Source organism: Clostridium sp. YIM B02500, from assembly GCF_022324665.1.
GTDB lineage: Bacteria > Bacillota > Clostridia > Clostridiales > Clostridiaceae > Clostridium > Clostridium beijerinckii.
The window spans coordinates 173,429-191,249 of the sequence record NZ_JAKGTE010000001.1; the positions used below are offsets into that span (position 1 = coordinate 173,429).

A 17,821-nucleotide genomic window follows, 5' to 3' on the forward strand; every position below is an offset into this window, starting at 1 on the left:
TTACAAAAATAAAGTTATTAGGATGTGTAAAAATGAATGATTTAAGAAACGGTTCTAGAGAAAAATCTTTTAACTTTTTCTTTCCCATTGCGCTTATATTAACAATTGTGCCATCAATAGTTCGGATGACAGTGCTTCATGTTGATGAGAATACATTTAATATATGGGGTGCTACTACTAAAACAGATTTGTTTTCTCAAAAAAAAGCTTTTCTTTTAATGCTCTTTTCTATTATTTTGATTCTTATTAGTATTGCCTTCTTCAAGAAAATTTTTAGTAAAAAAGATAGGCATACTAATTACATATTAGTTGCTTGCGGTATATTTACATTTTTTACGCTACTATCATCAATATTTTCAAAATACAAAACAGTATCTTTTTGGGGAATATTTGACAGAGCTGAAGGTTTCATTACTATAGCCTGTTATATTATTCTTTTCGTATATTCAATTTATACCTTCAAAACTACAAATAATTATAAATACATTATTGTTCCAATTCTCATTCTAGTATTTATAAACTCATTTTTAGGTATTTTTCAATATATTGGTCAAGATTTAATTAAAACTTCGTTAGGTACTTCTATAGTTGTTCCTTCACAATATCAAACTGCTAATTCTCAAATTGATTTATTAAAAGAGCAAGGAACGATCTACGGAACTTTTGCTAATTTTAATTATATGGGTAGCTTTATTTGTATGACTTTACCAATATTATTTTGTTACACTATTGTTGAAGATGATATCACTTATAAAATAATGTCTTTTATAGGCACACTTCTTTCTTTATGGTTACTATTTGGTAGCTCAGCCCGTTCAGGAATAATTGGTGTTTTAGGTTCGATTATATTAGGTTGTGTTATTTTTTACAAACCTATTTTCAAACATTGGAAAGGTATCTTAATTATAGTGACTACTTTCGCAATAATGATTGTTGGCCTGAATTTTGCGAGTAAAGGAAGCATCTTGAGGAGGGTTCCTAGTTTACTTACTGATGTGTCTAGTATAACTAAAGATACGAGCAACTTCAATTATGCTGATTATACTCCTATTAAAGATATAAAGTATAATAATAAAACCACTGAGGTTATATTCCCAAAAGATACTTTAAAGATAACTTATGAAAATGGTTTACCTGTATTCAGAAATTCGCAAGATGAAATTGTTTCATTTGTATTAAAAGATAAAGTGCTAGTAACTGATTCTGATAATTTCAAAAATGTTACTTTTGCCTTTGGAAAACTTGATAAGAACTCTATTATTTCTGATAGCCTTCTTTTAAGAATTGATAACAAACCAATATTTTTATTTAAATTAGATAGCAATAAAATTTTTCACCTAATAGATATGAGTACAAAGAAATTTATTGATTTAGAATATCCTGAAACTATAGGCTTTAAGGGAAAAGAAAAATTAGGCTCTGCCAGAGGTTATATTTGGTCAAGATCTCTTCCTCTTATCAAAAACACTATAATCTTGGGAACAGGTCCAGATACTTTTGCTTTCGATTTTCCACAAGAAGATTTGATCGGCAAATACTATGCTTATGATACTCCAAATATGGTTGTAGACAAAGCTCATAACCTTTATCTACAAATAGCTATTAATTATGGTGTAATCGCATTGATAGGCTTTATATTTATCATACTGATTTATATTTCTGATAGCATAAGGCTCTATGGCTTTAAAGATACTTATAAAGATAAATCTCAAATATTAGGCGCTATTACTTGTTTGGGTGTAACTGGATACTTATGCGCAGGATTATTTAATGATTCAGTTGTAAGTGTTGCTCCAATATTCTGGATAATATTAGGAGTTGGTGTTGCAATCAATTCTATTAACAGAAAAACCTTACAAAAAGATCATAGCAACTAATGAATCGTTAATTATAAAAACTTCAAAATATCCATAAGATAGAAGTTCAAAGAATCTACCTTATGGATATTTTTCTCCTGTAATATAAATAACCTAATGTAAAAAATAACGTAAACTGCTAATGTAATAAAAGACGCTTATAGAAAGAAAGTTATTTTATAAACTTTTTAAAACCATAAATAACGATTATGACTCTAAATTTACTAAATCATCATAAAAAATAAGCATTACAATCAGCTGCACTATTTTATGAAGCAAAAAACAGCTTTATATTATAGTCTAAATTAGATTTTTTATCTAATATCTAATTAATATTCTTCAAATCGAAATACTTAACTATAAAACTTTAAATAAAAGTATTATTTAAAGTACATCTAGATCTTAATAGATATTAGAAACTGATGCAATAAGCCTTTAGAATATCTATTAAACGATCCAGATTCTCTAATACATTATAATACTCATGGATTATAAACTATGTATCATTTTTTGTTAAAGTATATCATAAAATAATTAACTTGTGTGATTGGCATATATTAATATAGCTAAACAGTTTACCACATATAGTTTCTTGCTATCTGAATGTGAGCTATAAATAAAACTCTAAACTTTCTCTACATTCTTTAGAAATATATTTTTTACACAGAGTAATTAATAATACAACATTATCGTTTTTAGACATTCTTTTGATTTCAGATATAAAATATTCTCCTTCTGTTCATAATATACTCATAATAATTTTATAGAAATTTTTTTTAAAAATTATAAAATCTTAAGACTATTAAGTAATTCAAATTCTTATAGTTTTATTAAATTTCACTAGCACTCTAAATGCTCAATTATATAATCTTATTATCATATCTTTTCTACCTATTATAAATTTACTATCGCAGATATTGTATGGAAACATTAAGTTTTTTCTATTTTATGAGCGCAAAAAAAGGACAAGGCTTAGCCTTGTCCTTTTCTATTCATCTAATAAGTTTAGATTAAAACTTATCTAACCCAAGCTCCATTAGCTCCTACATAGTATCCATCAGGAGTTGTTGTGTTAGCTAACATAGCACCTGATCCATTTAAGTAGTACCAAGTTCCGTTATCATTTAACCAACCAGTTTGCATAGCACCTGATCCGTTTAAGTAGTACCAAGTTGCTCCATCTTGAACCCAACCTGTAGCCATTGTACCATCAGCTTTTAAGTAGTACCAAGCACCACCGTCTTGTAACCATCCAGTAGCTTTAGTTCCATCAGCTTTAGTGTAAGTCCATCCTGCTGAAGTTTGAGTCCATCCAGCTGTAGTTACAGGAGTTGTTGTTTCTCCACCGTTGTTATCATCGCTCTTTCCTCCGATTAATGAATATACATCATCATCTTCGCTCCAAGCAACCATGTTATCTTTGTCATAAACTGATAATTCATCGAAAGATCCGTCTACTTTGTAAACTTTATCCCAGTCATCAGTGTTATCGAATTTGTAGATATATCCACCATCTAATCTCCAAAGATTTCCATCAACGTCTGTTTGAACAGCTGCAACGTTGCTATCTTGAGCACTTACTTCACAATCTTCTGAACTCTTATCTTCTTCATCAGCGTAGTAGTATCCACCTTTTGTCTTTAATGTATATGCATCAACAGTTACTTTTTTATTAGCATCATTAGCAGTATTGTAAGCTATAAGCTTTCCATTAGCTACAGTATACTTAGTTGTAGTAACAGCAGCTCCATTATTATCTATGAATAAACTTTCTTCATCTAATTTGCTTCCTGAATCATTAGATAAAGCATAAGTAGTTACTGTTTTAGCATATTTAGCTCCATCTACATCATCAGAATTTTGTGCTTTTGATATTTTTTGAATAGCTGAGAATGATACAGTATTAACTGAACCATTAGTATCAGGAGTAAATACTGTTTTATCTTTTATATCAGCTAATTTAACATCATTGATTTCTGTTATTCCAGCACCGTTAGTTGTTTTAACTGTTACTTTTACAAGTCTGTAGATATAATCTGCATCTTGTGTTAACACTGCCTTTTGTTCAACACTAGCACTTAATCCATCTTTACCAGCAATATTTTTTGATGTACTTGATTGAGTATCGTAAGTATCATTTGTATTTTCGATAGTTACTGTCTTATCTCCACTTGCACCATCAGCAGTTGTTGTAACTTTTAATTTACCTAAGTTATAATCTGCATCTATATAGTTACCTTCTGTGTCAGTGAAAACGTTGAATTCATGTGCCTTATCATTAGCATCTTTATAAGTTCCGTCAGAATTCTTAGTTGCAGCATAAGTTGTCGAATACCAAACTTTTCCGTATTTTGCTCCTGGAATTAAAGTTAAATTTTCTTCCTTCTTTATGTCATCAGATTGAGCTTCATCATATCTATCATCTGTGTCATCTTTGATTTTTTTTCTTAAAGCTGCTGCAGCATCATCTGCAGTATCTCCAACTACGTCATCATCAGTTACACTACCTTTATCTAAATCAACAGTGTAGTCTCCGTCTGATACATCTAAGTATTTTTCTCCAAATAGATTTGCTTCATCTCCTGAATCAACATCATCTAATTTGTTGAATTTTCCGTCAGCTACATAGTAAGCTTCTTCATCATCGTTGATTTCTCCATCAACAAAGAATTTACCGTCTTTGTATGCTACTGCATTGTATACAGTACCGTCTTCTGAATCAACTTTCTTTACGTCTGCAGCATAAGCAGGCACTAAAGCCATAACTGAAGCAGCAGCTACTAATAAAGATGTAATTTTGTTTGCTCTTTTAAACATAATTTCTTTTCCTCCTAAATTTTAAAATTCAGATAAATTATAGCATTATTGTACAACTATGTAAAGTTATATAATAACTACTAATGTATATTTTTGTATAAATTTCTTAGTAATCAAATAAATCACATGTAATTTATTACACATTTACATTAACTATAACATGATACCACATTACATAATGCTTGTACATAAAATGCTATTAACTTTCATAATTTACTGTTCTTCCTAGTATTTACTGTAATATCACTAAATAATACAATGCCAAAATTCATTTTGGGTACTTTTTTTAAAAAAATATATAAATATATTTTTTTAGTTAATATTAGAAAATAAATTTATTAAATTCTAAGTTAACTAATATATACAAGTAAAATTGTATTATTAAGTTTTATATAGTTCTATCTTTATAATCTTGATCTACTTGGTTATAATTCATTTTAAATGAATATATTCTATAACTATCCAAATAAACTTTCATTATACAATACAACTACTTAAATTCATTTTGGTACCTTTTTTTGTATAAATTTAATTTTTTCATTATTAATTACATACCATTTATCCATATAATGTTCAATATTGAGAATTTGAAATATCACAACAGAGAAATTGGATACATATTTGTAAAATAGGCATTTGAAAATAAGCTGCTTAGGTTCTTAATGGGAGGTTGTTCCATTCAATGCTTGTCACACTGAAAGTGGGAACATGCAGTAATGGGCACAACCTGCCATTTAGAACCTTTCAGCGAAATTTTCATAATCCTATGGAACAAATATGCATCCAATTTCGGCTAGGATTCTCACTACGCAACACTATCTACTAATTCAAAATTTTCTTCCTAATTATCTATTATACCAAGCTCCATCTGGTCCTAATTTATATTCACCAATTGTTGTATTATATGCCATAGATCCATCATTATTTAGATAATAATATTTTCCATTATTTGCATCTCTAATCCATCCAACCTGCATTGTTCCTTGCGAGTCTAAATAATACCAATTTCCATTTACTAATTGCCAGCCTGTTTTTCTAGCTCCATCATCGCCTAGATAGTACCACTTTCCATTATTATTTAGCCAACCTGTCGCCATATTCCCATCTGCTTGTACAAAATAGTTTTGCACCCAAGTATTCTTTACTGAGTTACCTGTTGAATCTTTGTATTGCCATTTCCCATCAACTTGAACCCATTGACTTGTTTTGGTAACTTCTGCTTGTTCACTGCTTTTAGAGTTATTATTTGAATTATCTTTACCTCTAGTAATATTTAAAGTATATACTCTTTCATTATCATCATCATCTTCAACTTTTATATCTATTACATTCTTCCCTTTATTTAAGGATACATCATCCTTAAATTTATCATCTTTATCAACTTTTACTCCATTTATTTTTACCTTATAATCGTCATATTTACCGCTATCGCAATCAGGCCTTGCACGTATTGTAATTTTACTTAAATCTTCTGGAACTTGCACATCATAAGTATAAACTTTTTTTGAGAAGTCTATATTTCCTCCCATTAACGTAATACTGCTTAAGTATACATTATCTGAATCCTCATCGTCATCATCATTTGATTCGGAGTATTTTACTCTAATCTTATATTCATTTACATAAGAATTATCACTATATTTTACTGTTCCTGGGTCCCCGTTATATACTCTTACAGTAATAACATTTGTTCCAGATAATAAGTCAACATCCTCTCCAATATCTTTTCCTTCAGTATCTGATGATGTTTCTTCAAATACCCTTATATTATCTGAATCCACCCCATCTGCATCTATATTTATTTCATCTGCTGAAGTTTTTCTGGTATAGTAAGTCTTTCCAGGCTGTACATCATCACTGTCTACCCTATGCTTATCTGTACAATCACTCTCACTATAAAGAGACATATTATCTCCGTTTGAATCTTCTACTGTTAAATTAGTTATTTTATTAGCTGCATAAGCTTTAGTAGTTAGTAGACCCAAATTAGCTGCTGGTGCAATTGTACTAACAGTGTTTACAGCTAATATTATGGCTATTATTTTTTTCAAATTTTTGTTCATATATTCTCTCTCCTTTTAGGCATATGAAATAAAATAACAAGTTCAAAATGCCATGATTATTTTTTATTATGCCTTATATAAAATAATATAAAGAACGCCTATTTCATAAGCGTTCTTTATTTTTAACCTGATTAAAATTAAATTTATTTAATCCAAGCCCCATCAGCGCCTAATCTGTATACACCAATTTTAGTGTTATAAGCCATAGACCCATCACTATTTAAATAATAATATTTTCCGTTCCTATCTTTTACCCATCCAGTCTGCATTCTTCCTTCTGAATCTAGATAATACCATTTTCCACTTGATTGTTGCCATCCAACTTTCTTAGCTCCATCTGTTCCAAAGTAATACCAGGTTCCATTAAGATTTAACCACCCTGTAACCATATTTCCATCAGAGTTTAAATAATAATTTTGTATCCAACTATTCTTTACTACTTTTCCTTCGGCATCATTATACTGCCATATTCCATTTGTTTGTACCCATTGATTAGCTTTAACATCTTTACTTCCTGTATTTGTATTAGTATTAGTTGAACTATTATTTGTATTACTTGAAGAAACATTTCCTCTATTTATAATTAAAGTATATACTCTATCTTTATTATTATGTTCAATTTCTACTTTTATGATATTTTGACCTTTTTCCAAATTAACAGTTCTCTTATAATTATCATCATAATCAGCATCTTCACCATCTATAGTAACATCGTAGTTATCATTTTCTGGTGTTGCTTTTATTGCTACTTGGTTTACATCACTATCTACATTATAAGTATACTTAGTTATTGAATTTGATAAATTTATAGTACTTCCAGCTATACTAAGTCTCTCCAAATAAATATCATCAAAATCTGTTTTATCTGAATCAGCTTCGTCTACATGTCTCACTTTTACTTCATATGTATTTAGCAGATCATACTCATTATCATCATGCTCATTATTTCTTACACTTTCACCGTCTAGATCTTTCCCATATACCTTTATAATAATATCAGTAACAACTGATTTATCTGTTAACTGAATATCATCTCCTACTTCTTTACCTTTAGTAGAATCTGAACTATCTCTAAATACTCTGACAAAGTTATCATCTGGCCCGCTTATATCCACACTTACAGTTTTTGATGAAGTTTTGGCATAATATGTTTCATCTTCATGAACATCTTCTTCCTTAACTCTATTCTTATAATCATTATCATCATACAGTTTTACATTATTACCATCACTATCATCTAATGATAAACTATCCAATGTACTTTCATCATTAGTAGTCGAAGCATAAGCCCTTGTAGTTAATAGATTTATCTTCGAAACTGGTGTTGCCGCTGAAATTGTTCCTATAGCTAGTACAATTGCAATCACTCTCTTTATATTTTTATTCATAGTCTATACCTCCACTTTTATTATGCATTCTCATTCTAATCTGGTGATTTCTATTTTTGTATCCAAGCACCATCATACCCTAATTTATATCCGCCTACTGTTGTATTATATGCCATGGCACCATTGCTATTTAAATAATAATACTTTCCGTTTGAATCTTTAATCCAGCCTGTTTGTATCTTACCTTGTGAATCCATATAATACCAAGCTCCATCTACTAACTGCCATCCTGTTTTTCTAGCTCCATCACTTCCTAAATAGTACCAGCTTCCGTTATAATTCAACCATCCAGTAGCCATATTTCCGCTATCAAGTAAGTAATAATTTCCTACCCAAGTATTCTTAACAAAATTTCCTGATGCATCATTATACTTCCATGCTCCATTTACTTGTACCCATTTATTCGCATTAGTTTCTCCTCCAGTGGTGTTATTTTGTGTTGAAGTCACACTTCCTCTAATTACAGTCAAAGTATAAACTCTTTCTTCACCACTATTTTCATTTTTAACATCTACCTTAATTTTATTTTCACCATCTTTTAGATTAACTGTTGATTTGTAATCATCATCTTCAAATACTTCATCACCGTTAACCTTAACTGTATAAAAATCTTTTTCTGGTTCAGCCTTAATTGTTACTTTGTTTACATCACTAGGGACATTAGAACTATAATTTACTTGTGATTGTGATAATGAGAAAAGTCTGCCATCAATGCTTAGTTTATCTAGGTAAATACTATCTTGATGCTCTGTCTCTGCTGTATCTTGCGAGCTTGTACCATTTGATGAAGGATTTCCTCTATTTATTATCAAAGTATATACTCTATCTTTATCACCATCTTCAAGTTCTATTTCAAACTCATTTGTGCCTTCATCTAAATCTACCTCTTTTTTATAGTTATCGGCACTTTGAACATTTTTATTATCTATAGTAACATCATAATCATCATCTTCTGGTGTTGCTTTAATTGTTACTCTCTTTACATCACTGGCAACATTATAAGTATAAGTTAATTCAGATTTTGACAACTCAACCTTATTATTATTTACGCTGAGTCTTTCTAAATAAATATTATCATTATCCTTATTTTGATTATAATTTGCGTTCTCTACTTTAATCCTATATGTACTTAAGACATTATAATCATCATTATCTTTGTATCTCATATCATCATCTGGTTCTTTGCCATATACCTTTATTGTAAGAGTCGTAGTTGAAGAATCATCTGATAAATCAACGTCCTCCCCCATCTCTTTTCCTTTTGAAGAAGATGATGTCCCATTAAATACTCTAACATATTTTTCATCAGGCCCATCAATATCAATACTTACAGTATCTGATGAAGTTTTTGCGTAATAAGTTTCTCCCTCTTCTACATCGCTAGCATTTACTTTGCTGTCATAATCACTATCACTATATAGTTTTATATTATTACCGTCTTCATCATTTAATTCTAAGCGATCCAAATAATCATCATCGTTATCAGTTGCTGCATAAGCTTTTGTAGTCAATACATTTATATTTGTAGCAGGCGCTGCTGCTGAAACAATTCCAAAAGCTAATGCTATTGAAACTATTTTAATCATATTTTTCTTCATTTTATTTCCCCCGTTTCTACTTATATATTTAATTAGTAAATGCATCCTTAATTAATTATATATCAGGATTAACAATTAAAGTAGGCTTTTTGAGTTTTTAGTAATATTACCACTAATATAAAATATTGTAAATATATTTGAAGCTTTTGAATATATTTATTTAAAGCAAAAGAAACGTCTATTAAATAAACGTTCTTTTGCTTTTTTAGTTATTATAATATTTATATTCTTAGTTAATCCAAGCTCCATCTGATCCTAACTTATATTTACCAATCATTGTATTATAAGCCATAGATCCATCACTATTTAAATAGTAATACTTTCCACTACCTAGATCCCTAACCCATCCAGTTTGCATTGCACCTTCTGAGTCTAGGTAGTACCATTTCCCACCTGCTTGTTGCCATCCTGTTTTTCTTGCTCCATCAGAACCTAGATAGTACCACTTTCCACTATAGTTTAACCAACCAGTAGCCATATTTCCGTCGGCTTGTACAAAATAATTTTGTACCCATGTATTTTTCACTGTATTTCCTGCTGCATCTTTATACTGCCAGTTTCCTCCAACTTGTACCCATTTATTTTTAACAGTTGCTGAAACATCAGTTGCACTGCTTGGTGAACCTGAAGCTGTATTTGTTGTACTTCCTGTAGTTGATGATGTACCGCCTCTATTTATGATCAATGTATATACTCTTTCATCATCACCATCTTCAAGTTCAATTTTAATTTTATTTTCGCCCTTATCCAAATCTACATCTGATTTGTACTTATCATCATCATCTACACTATCGCCATCTATTGTAACGTCATAATCTTCATCTTCTGGAGTTGCTTTAATTGTTACTTCATCTGTGTCGCTGCTTACATTATAAGTATATTCAACTTTTGATTTAGATAAACTTATACTTTGACCATCTACACTAAGTCTATCTAGGTAGATATCATCGTAATCATCTGAACTGTCACTTGAATCCTCATCATCTGAATCAGAAGAATCAGCTGTACATTTAACCTTTATTGTATATTCACTTGAATAATCGTCATCTTCATATCTTACATCATCATCTGGTTCTTCATCATACACTCTTACAGTAAGAGTAGTAGTTGAATCTCCATCTAAACTTATATCACTGCTTATTTTTTTACCTTTAGTTGAATCAGAAGTTCCCTTAAAAACTCTGACATATTTCGAACTTGGTCCATCTATATCTATACTTATAGTATCTGCTGACGTCTTAGCATAATATTTTCCATCAGGTTCTACATCATCTGCATCGACTTTATCATCACTATCATAGCTGCTGCTTTCGTAAAGCTTTATTTTGCTTCCACTTTCAGTAAGCAACTGTAGACTTTCAAGTTCAGTTTCATCATTTGTATCATCATCAGATGATGCATAAGCTTTTGTAGTTAAGAAATTTATATTTGTTGCAGGCGCTACTGCTGAGATAGCTCCTATTGCTAATGCAATTGCAACTATTTTTTTTAAATTTTTATTCATAATGTTCTCCCCCCACTTTAGACACATGAAAGAAAATAATAGAAGTCTATAATCTTATTAATTGTGCCTTAATTACATATTATAATTATTTTACCACTTATTTCACTATCGTGCACTTGATACATCCAAGTTTACAATTTATTTACAGAAGTATTATTATTCTAATGCTCCATCAGTGCCTAATTTATAAGCACCTATTGCAGAATCTTTTATCATTTTGCCTGTAGAATCCAAGTAATACCATTTCCCAGTTGAATCTTCAATCCATCCTGTCTCCATAGCTCCACTGCCATCAAGATAGTACCAGTTTCCAGTTGAATCTTCTAGCCATCCCATTTGCATGGCTCCACTTTTATTTAGATAATACCAATTTTTATTTGTATTTACCCATCCTGTCTGCATTTCACCATTTTCGTTGAAATAATACCAGTTGTTATTATCACTAAACCATCCTGTGGTCCTAAAGCCATCTTGTCCTAAATAATAATTCTTTCCAGTATCCTTATCAAACCACCACTTATTTTTTAAAACTGAGCCTGTACCATCTACATATCTCCATTTTCCATCTACTCTTTGCCATGCATTAAGGCTGCCTTCTTGAGTTTGAATTGCAAAGTTTTGGCCGTTTGAAGAATCAGTTTTATTTGCTGCTTTCCCCCTATATACATTCAAAGTATAAGTTGTATCTTCATCCTCATGCTCAACATATATTGTTATAGTATTATTTCCTTTATCTAAATTAACTGTCTTTTCGAAATTGTCATCTTCATATACTGAGTTTCCGTTAATTTCTATGTAATCATCATCGTCGTCGGGGTTAGCTCTAACAGTTAATTTATCAACATCTTCACCAACATTCACATCATAAGAAGTTTTATTTTTTGAGAAATCAACACTTCCATCACTTAAGTAAATTCCATCTAAATAAGCATATTCTCTATCTTCTTCTGCTTCTGATGTACTACTTTCTTTTCTCGCATGAATAATATAAGTCTTTTCACAATCACTTACATCTCCGTCATTATAAGCTTCCTTATATGCTTCCTCACTCTTATATGTTCTTAAATAAATATCTTTATAGCCTGAACCGATATTAACATCTTGTCCAACATCTTCACCTTTTTCAGATCTGCTTGATGAAGTGAACATCTTAACTACATATCCGCTTCCTTTTACTTCTGCTGCTATATTAAAGTCACTTACACCTTTAAGCTGCACATAATAGTCAGTATCGCTTGACAAATCTACTTCATCTCCAGAATAACTATCAAGCAATTTAATTTTGCTTCCGCTACCCCAAGTCAAATCTAACGATTTTAATTCTCCATTACTCGCATCATTATATGTTGATGCATAAGCTTCAACGCTTCCTAATAGAAAATTGTTACTTGGTGCAAATCCTGAAACAGCTGCAACAACAAGAGTTGCTGCAATTATATATTTAATTTTTTTATGCATAAACTTCCTCCCTATTTTTATTTATAAAATTAATCTATTTACTTTTACATAACTTACTTATTATATAAATAAACATTATATAGTTATAATAACATAACTTAATTTAATTATAAATATAGAACTATAATCCTATACTATTCCAAGTATACTACATAGTTCTAAAAATTCTATTATATAAATATTAATTTTTTATAAATAATTAACTTATATATGTTACAATGCACAATGCATATTTCAAAATTTCTACTAAAATTCTTGCAACATTTTCAGACTTATGATGAAGAATTATTTCTGCAATGTATATGTTAGTAATTGAAAACTTAATTTTATCTTTGGGTTAGATAATAATTTAATTCATAAAACAAGAACTCACTTATGCAAACAAAGCGAGTTCTTGTTTCATTATTAGTAACTTAATCTAAAAACTAAATTAAATGTACAATTAAATTAATGTTCATAATATTTTCCTAAAGTATTAAAGCTCCACTATTATTGAATTTATACTCTTTTCCATTAATAGTTCTTGTTCCAGTTGCCATGCTACCATCTTCAGTTAAATAGTATTTTGAATTATAGTCAATTAACCATCCTTTTTGCATTGTTCCATCTGCATTAAAGAAGTACCACTTTCCACCATCTGATAACCAGCCTGTCCTCATTGAGCCATCTTGATTTAAATAATACCAATTGTCAACTTTTTTAGTATCATTATCTCCTGAATTAGTTGATGCATCAGTGTTCTTATTTTGATCATCTACTGTTTCTTTATGCCAGCCTGTAACCATTGCTCCATCCGACCCCAATAAATACCACTTTTCATTATCTTTTTGCCAACCTGTAAGCATTGCTCCCTTACTATCTAGCAAGTACCATTTTTCATTATCTTTATGCCAGCCTGTAACTCTTAGACCGTCTTTATCTAAGTAACAGTATACTTTTTGATCTTTATCATAAAGCCATGAACTTTTTAATACTTTTCCATTTTCATCATAATACTTCCAACCATCAGTTGTTTGAACCCATTGAGATTTCTTATCTGATGTATCCTCAGTATTATTGTCCTTGCTATCATCTGCTTCCTTACCTCTATTTATAGTCAAAGTATAAGTTCTCTTTTTATCATTTAACTCATCTTCAACATTTACCTTTATGACATTTTCCCCTTTATCTAATGATACTTTCTTTTCATAATCATCACTTGATCTTACTTCATCTCCATCAATTGTAACTGAATAATCGCTATCTTCTGGCTCTGCACCTATAGTTATTTTACTTACGGACTCATCTAAATCAACGTTGTATGAATTATCATCTTTCGAAAAGTCAATATCACCTTCACTTAAAGTTATATGATCTAAATATATATCATCTTCGTTATCAGAATCGTCTCCTCTAGTAACATTTAATGTATATGTTCTTTGATTATCCTTACTATCTGTAACTTTTATTTTAATCTCATTTTTACCTTTATCTAAAGATACAGTTTCTTTATAATTATCGCTAGAATCTACTAAAGATCCATCTACTCTGACTCTGTCGCTATTATTTTCTGGAATTGCTTTGATCCACATGCTATCAACATTTTCATCAACTTTTATGTCATAGCTTGTCTTTCCCTTTATGAAATCTATATCTCCTTTGCTTAAGTCAATATTATCGAGATATATTGGATCTTGAGAATCGTCCTCATAAGAACTTTCTGTAGTTTTTCTTACATTTAATGTATATTCTTCTTCACAATTTGATACATTGTTCTTTACTTTATTAAATGCTGATTTAGACTCATACGTTCTTATATATAGAGTTGTATCACCTTTTCCAAGTAAGATCTCATCTCCTGGATCATAAGCTGTAGCATTTTCTGCATCAGATGTAAAAATTTTAACTACATAATCATCACCTTCAGCGTCAGCGGTTATCTTAATTCCATCACTATCATCAGTAAGCTTTGTATAGTATTCTGTTTCATCGCTTAATTTTACTGTATCTCCATTATACCCATCACGTAAATCAAGAGTTTCTCCATCCAAAGATTTTATCTTTAGAGTTTTTAATTGTTCATCGTCTGGAGAATATGAAGACGCATAAACAGGTTTTGCTCCTACAAAATATGTATTTAATGTCGTAGGTGAAATCGTTGAAATTGTATTGACAGCAACTGTGATCGCAATTATTCTTTTTATATTTTTATTCATAAAATTCCTCCTCATCCATTATAAAGTGAATTTTTTAAAAATAACAAAAAAAAATCACTTAACATAATTTTACCATGTTTTTTATATAAAATCTAAATATTTCTAGCATTAATACGACTCTTTTTTCAGATAATAAGATATAACTAAGTTTTATTTACTTTAGTTATCGCAAAATTTTAGACATTATGTACTATAAATAAATTTCAAAATTTAATATGTGAGGAGTGATTACAATGAGCAAAGAAAGAACACCATATAGTCCTACTCCAGGAGACTATGATGTTGAGAAGTTATCTGGTACAAGGCCTGAATCTTCTAATAGGCAAGAAGGACGAGATAACATTGCACCAACTAGAAGTTTAAATCCCCTTTCGACTGACGGCCCTAATAAAAATATAACGAGTTCAACATCTTCTAAACCGCATCCAGTAACAGTACCTATTGCTATGAATCATGAAGATGCTTTTGAATATAAAAATCATAATATTTGAGAAGTTAGGAGTGATTATTAATGAGTAAAGAAAAAATGTCATCTAATGAAAATGAAAAATATTATTCTGGAGAAGAATTAACTGATTCACATCCATCAGACCCAAATGATTCTGAACTAAAAAAAATAAAAAGTATGTATCTTCCAGATTCGAAAGCCGACCATGCTCCAAGTGAAAAAAGCATTGAAGATGCTAATGGATTGGAGCATCCTGAGCCAGTCAAACCAAAATCACTAATATAAATAGCATGAATATAACTTTATCTATAACAAGTCAAAATCTGTTCTAAATCTATATTCATATTGTGAATAATATTGAGCAAAAGATAGGAGTGATTTTTATGAGTCAATCAAAAATTCCATTTAGTATAAACCCTGGCGATGATTATCCAATGGAAGAGTATAGTAAGGAAAGTTCACCCAAGTCAAAGGCTTCTGATTCTGAAAATGTAGGAAAAACTACTGACTCGAGTGAAAGAAATGCCAAAAGCTTAAATAATGCAAACATATCTAGAACTAATCTAGACACAGAGCTTATTGATCTAAATGCTGACGGCGACTCTGATGAATCAAAGTATAGTGATTTAATATAAATAAATTAACATGAAATAATTTAGTTAGATTAGGAGTGATTTTATATGAGTAAAGGTAAATATCCATATGTTCCAACTCCAGAAGATGTTCCTGCTCCAGACCTAAGCTATATTTCTTCACCAGAATCAAAAAATTCTAGTAATAAAAATGATAACAGAAACTCTAACTCAACTAAGAAAAATTCTTAAGTTTAAGCAAAAATATTATACCATGAACTCAAATGTAAAATTTGTTCATCAAATGTTCTTAGCTATGATAGTTATTAAAACTATAAATCTTTAGCATAGTTTATATATTTCAACGATAAATTTACATTTGAGATTTTACTAACCGAGCGTTTAAAACCTACTAAAGCCTAAGAAATCCAATTACAATCTATATGCCCCCAAATAACATAGTTCATTATTAATAAAATTATTGGGAGATAAAACTTGATAGTTTACGATTAATTTCTACAAATTGGATCTCTTGGAAAATATATAATAAAAGTAATTAAGTTAGGAGTGATTTTATATGAGTAAAGAAAAGAAAGTATCTCATACTTCTGATGTGAGAGATGGTAGTAAAAAAGACTTTACTAATTCCTACTTGCCAAAAATGAGAACTAATTATCATCCAAGCAGAGATGATGTTGAAAGTGCAACTGGTGTAGATTTTCCTATAAATATGCCTAATCCAGCAGTTGACCCTATTGTTGTAAATAATATAGCTAATCAAGAATTTGATTACACACAAGATATGCTTTCTCCCGATAATTATGAAATAGATGGAGATGAATAATTTTATAAGTACTTATAGAAAATCCAGTAATAAGTATTATAAAAAATTTATTATGTTGTTGAATAAATTTCCCGCTGTTGGTAAGAATAATATTCGTACCCCATAATACTCAGGCACTAAAGTTTATCATTTTAATTTAGTGCTTATTTCCAAAAAGTCCACCATAAATTAAATTTTTATGGTGGACTTTCATATTATTTTAAATTGTCAAAAAGCCCTTACCTCTAACTTCAGATATATCAATTATTGTTATAAACGCTCCCGGATCTATCTGATGCACAATGCTCTTTAGTTCAACCATTTGGTGTGAGCTTACAATACAGTAAAGCATTTTCTTTTTATCATGAGTATACTCACCTTCCGCGAACAAAGATGTAACTCCACGGTTAAGATCCTTTATTACATAATCAATAATTTCTTTTTCTTTTCTTGTTAGAATAAGAAGAAGTTTTTTACTGCTAAATCCTTTTAATACTCTGTCAAGAACTGTACTTTGAATAAACAAAGAAATAAGAGTATACAATGCTTGTGGAATACCAAATATTAATGCTCCTATAATAACTATTATTAAGTTTAGAGAAAATCCCAAACTTCCTATATTAAAATTTGAATATTTTTTTCTAATAAGCATGGTTATAATATCTGTTCCTCCCGTGGAACCATGTCTTAAAAATACCATTCCATAACCAATACCACATAAAACCCCACCATATATACAAAAGATAAGTAAATCACCATTCATATCAATTAGGCGCGAAAGTGGTTTTGTTATAAGCAGAGAAGCTGAAAGACTAAGCATCCCTATTGTTGTATAAATCGTAAATGATCTATCGAGTTTTTTATAACTCAATACAAGTAGTGGTAAATTAATTATTAAGATTACTACTCCCGATGGAACTTTAAGAGTGTACTCTAAAATCAGTGCAATACCAGTGGCACCACCACTTAAAAGTTTTGCATGTACTAAAAATAGATTTACCCCTAGCGATGCAATCATGCAGCCTAAAAATATGAAAAACACATCAACTATATTATGCTTGAACTTATAATATAAACTCATTCGTATACTCCTTGCAAA

General features: G+C 30.0%; 14 protein-coding genes. 6 read left to right on the forward strand and 8 right to left on the reverse strand.

Annotated elements, in window-relative coordinates; all coding sequences use genetic code 11:
- Positions 1-32 precede the first annotated feature (32 nt).
- Positions 33-1,877, forward strand: coding sequence for an O-antigen ligase family protein (locus tag L1S46_RS00625; RefSeq protein WP_238898818.1), 1,845 nt, complete (start codon positions 33-35; stop codon positions 1,875-1,877).
- A 996-nt stretch (positions 1,878-2,873) separates the two neighbouring features.
- On the opposite strand, the gene L1S46_RS00630 is transcribed toward L1S46_RS00625, so the two are convergent.
- From L1S46_RS00630 to L1S46_RS00665, 7 genes are all read right to left on the reverse strand, one after another.
- The gene (locus L1S46_RS00630) at positions 2,874-4,673 is read right to left on the reverse strand and encodes an N-acetylmuramoyl-L-alanine amidase family protein (RefSeq protein ID WP_238898819.1); all 1,800 of its coding nucleotides are present in this window, start codon (positions 4,671-4,673) and stop codon (positions 2,874-2,876) included.
- 845 nt (positions 4,674-5,518) lie between these two features.
- Complete coding sequence (locus L1S46_RS00635; protein WP_236895888.1) at positions 5,519-6,736, reverse strand: cadherin-like beta sandwich domain-containing protein; 1,218 nt, start codon at positions 6,734-6,736, stop codon at positions 5,519-5,521.
- Positions 6,737-6,879: 143 nt separating this feature from the next.
- A complete protein-coding gene (locus tag L1S46_RS00640; protein ID WP_238898820.1) occupies positions 6,880-8,124 on the reverse strand; it encodes a cadherin-like beta sandwich domain-containing protein in 1,245 nt (414 codons plus the stop codon).
- 50 nt (positions 8,125-8,174) lie between these two features.
- A complete protein-coding gene (locus L1S46_RS00645) occupies positions 8,175-9,722 on the reverse strand; it encodes a cadherin-like beta sandwich domain-containing protein (protein WP_238898822.1) in 1,548 nt (515 codons plus the stop codon).
- 229 nt (positions 9,723-9,951) lie between these two features.
- Complete coding sequence (locus tag L1S46_RS00650; protein ID WP_238898824.1) at positions 9,952-11,226, reverse strand: cadherin-like beta sandwich domain-containing protein; 1,275 nt, start codon at positions 11,224-11,226, stop codon at positions 9,952-9,954.
- Positions 11,227-11,382: 156 nt separating this feature from the next.
- The gene (locus tag L1S46_RS26250) at positions 11,383-12,684 is read right to left on the reverse strand and encodes a cadherin-like beta sandwich domain-containing protein (protein ID WP_275298943.1); all 1,302 of its coding nucleotides are present in this window, start codon (positions 12,682-12,684) and stop codon (positions 11,383-11,385) included.
- Positions 12,685-13,151: 467 nt separating this feature from the next.
- Complete coding sequence (locus L1S46_RS00665) at positions 13,152-14,879, reverse strand: cadherin-like beta sandwich domain-containing protein (protein WP_238898826.1); 1,728 nt, start codon at positions 14,877-14,879, stop codon at positions 13,152-13,154.
- A 233-nt stretch (positions 14,880-15,112) separates the two neighbouring features.
- Here L1S46_RS00665 and L1S46_RS00670 point away from each other — a divergent pair, with 233 nt between their 5' ends.
- From L1S46_RS00670 to L1S46_RS00690, 5 genes are all read left to right on the forward strand, one after another.
- Positions 15,113-15,370: a hypothetical protein gene (locus tag L1S46_RS00670; protein WP_238898828.1), complete on the forward strand. Its 258-nt coding sequence runs from the start codon at positions 15,113-15,115 to the stop codon at positions 15,368-15,370.
- Positions 15,371-15,390: 20 nt separating this feature from the next.
- Complete coding sequence (locus L1S46_RS00675) at positions 15,391-15,612, forward strand: hypothetical protein (RefSeq protein WP_023974352.1); 222 nt, start codon at positions 15,391-15,393, stop codon at positions 15,610-15,612.
- Between the two features lie 98 nt (positions 15,613-15,710).
- The gene (locus tag L1S46_RS00680; protein ID WP_238898830.1) at positions 15,711-15,962 is read left to right on the forward strand and encodes a hypothetical protein; all 252 of its coding nucleotides are present in this window, start codon (positions 15,711-15,713) and stop codon (positions 15,960-15,962) included.
- Positions 15,963-16,007: 45 nt separating this feature from the next.
- On the forward strand, positions 16,008-16,151 hold the full coding sequence (locus tag L1S46_RS00685; RefSeq protein WP_238898832.1) for a hypothetical protein: 144 nt from the start codon (positions 16,008-16,010) through the stop codon (positions 16,149-16,151).
- Positions 16,152-16,476: 325 nt separating this feature from the next.
- A complete protein-coding gene (locus tag L1S46_RS00690; RefSeq protein WP_171787430.1) occupies positions 16,477-16,743 on the forward strand; it encodes a hypothetical protein in 267 nt (88 codons plus the stop codon).
- A gap of 199 nt (positions 16,744-16,942) precedes the next feature.
- On the opposite strand, the gene L1S46_RS00695 is transcribed toward L1S46_RS00690, so the two are convergent.
- Complete coding sequence (locus tag L1S46_RS00695) at positions 16,943-17,803, reverse strand: YitT family protein (protein WP_077854975.1); 861 nt, start codon at positions 17,801-17,803, stop codon at positions 16,943-16,945.
- Between the last annotated feature and the right edge of the window lie 18 nt (positions 17,804-17,821).

What these genes read in the sequence shown, in the direction of transcription:
- L1S46_RS00665 (WP_238898826.1), bottom strand. Translation starts at nt 14,879, where the DNA reads ATGAATAAAAATATAAAAAGAATAATTGCGATCACAGTTGCTGTCAAT.
- L1S46_RS00630 (WP_238898819.1), bottom strand. Translation starts at nt 4,673, where the DNA reads ATGTTTAAAAGAGCAAACAAAATTACATCTTTATTAGTAGCTGCTGCT.
- L1S46_RS00690 (WP_171787430.1), top strand. Translation starts at nt 16,477, where the DNA reads ATGAGTAAAGAAAAGAAAGTATCTCATACTTCTGATGTGAGAGATGGT.
- L1S46_RS26250 (WP_275298943.1), bottom strand. Translation starts at nt 12,684, where the DNA reads ATGCATAAAAAAATTAAATATATAATTGCAGCAACTCTTGTTGTTGCA.
- L1S46_RS00675 (WP_023974352.1), top strand. Translation starts at nt 15,391, where the DNA reads ATGAGTAAAGAAAAAATGTCATCTAATGAAAATGAAAAATATTATTCT.
- L1S46_RS00695 (WP_077854975.1), bottom strand. Translation starts at nt 17,803, where the DNA reads ATGAGTTTATATTATAAGTTCAAGCATAATATAGTTGATGTGTTTTTC.
- L1S46_RS00670 (WP_238898828.1), top strand. Translation starts at nt 15,113, where the DNA reads ATGAGCAAAGAAAGAACACCATATAGTCCTACTCCAGGAGACTATGAT.
- L1S46_RS00635 (WP_236895888.1), bottom strand. Translation starts at nt 6,736, where the DNA reads ATGAACAAAAATTTGAAAAAAATAATAGCCATAATATTAGCTGTAAAC.
- L1S46_RS00625 (WP_238898818.1), top strand. Translation starts at nt 33, where the DNA reads ATGAATGATTTAAGAAACGGTTCTAGAGAAAAATCTTTTAACTTTTTC.
- L1S46_RS00645 (WP_238898822.1), bottom strand. Translation starts at nt 9,722, where the DNA reads ATGAAGAAAAATATGATTAAAATAGTTTCAATAGCATTAGCTTTTGGA.
- L1S46_RS00685 (WP_238898832.1), top strand. Translation starts at nt 16,008, where the DNA reads ATGAGTAAAGGTAAATATCCATATGTTCCAACTCCAGAAGATGTTCCT.
- L1S46_RS00650 (WP_238898824.1), bottom strand. Translation starts at nt 11,226, where the DNA reads ATGAATAAAAATTTAAAAAAAATAGTTGCAATTGCATTAGCAATAGGA.
- L1S46_RS00680 (WP_238898830.1), top strand. Translation starts at nt 15,711, where the DNA reads ATGAGTCAATCAAAAATTCCATTTAGTATAAACCCTGGCGATGATTAT.
- L1S46_RS00640 (WP_238898820.1), bottom strand. Translation starts at nt 8,124, where the DNA reads ATGAATAAAAATATAAAGAGAGTGATTGCAATTGTACTAGCTATAGGA.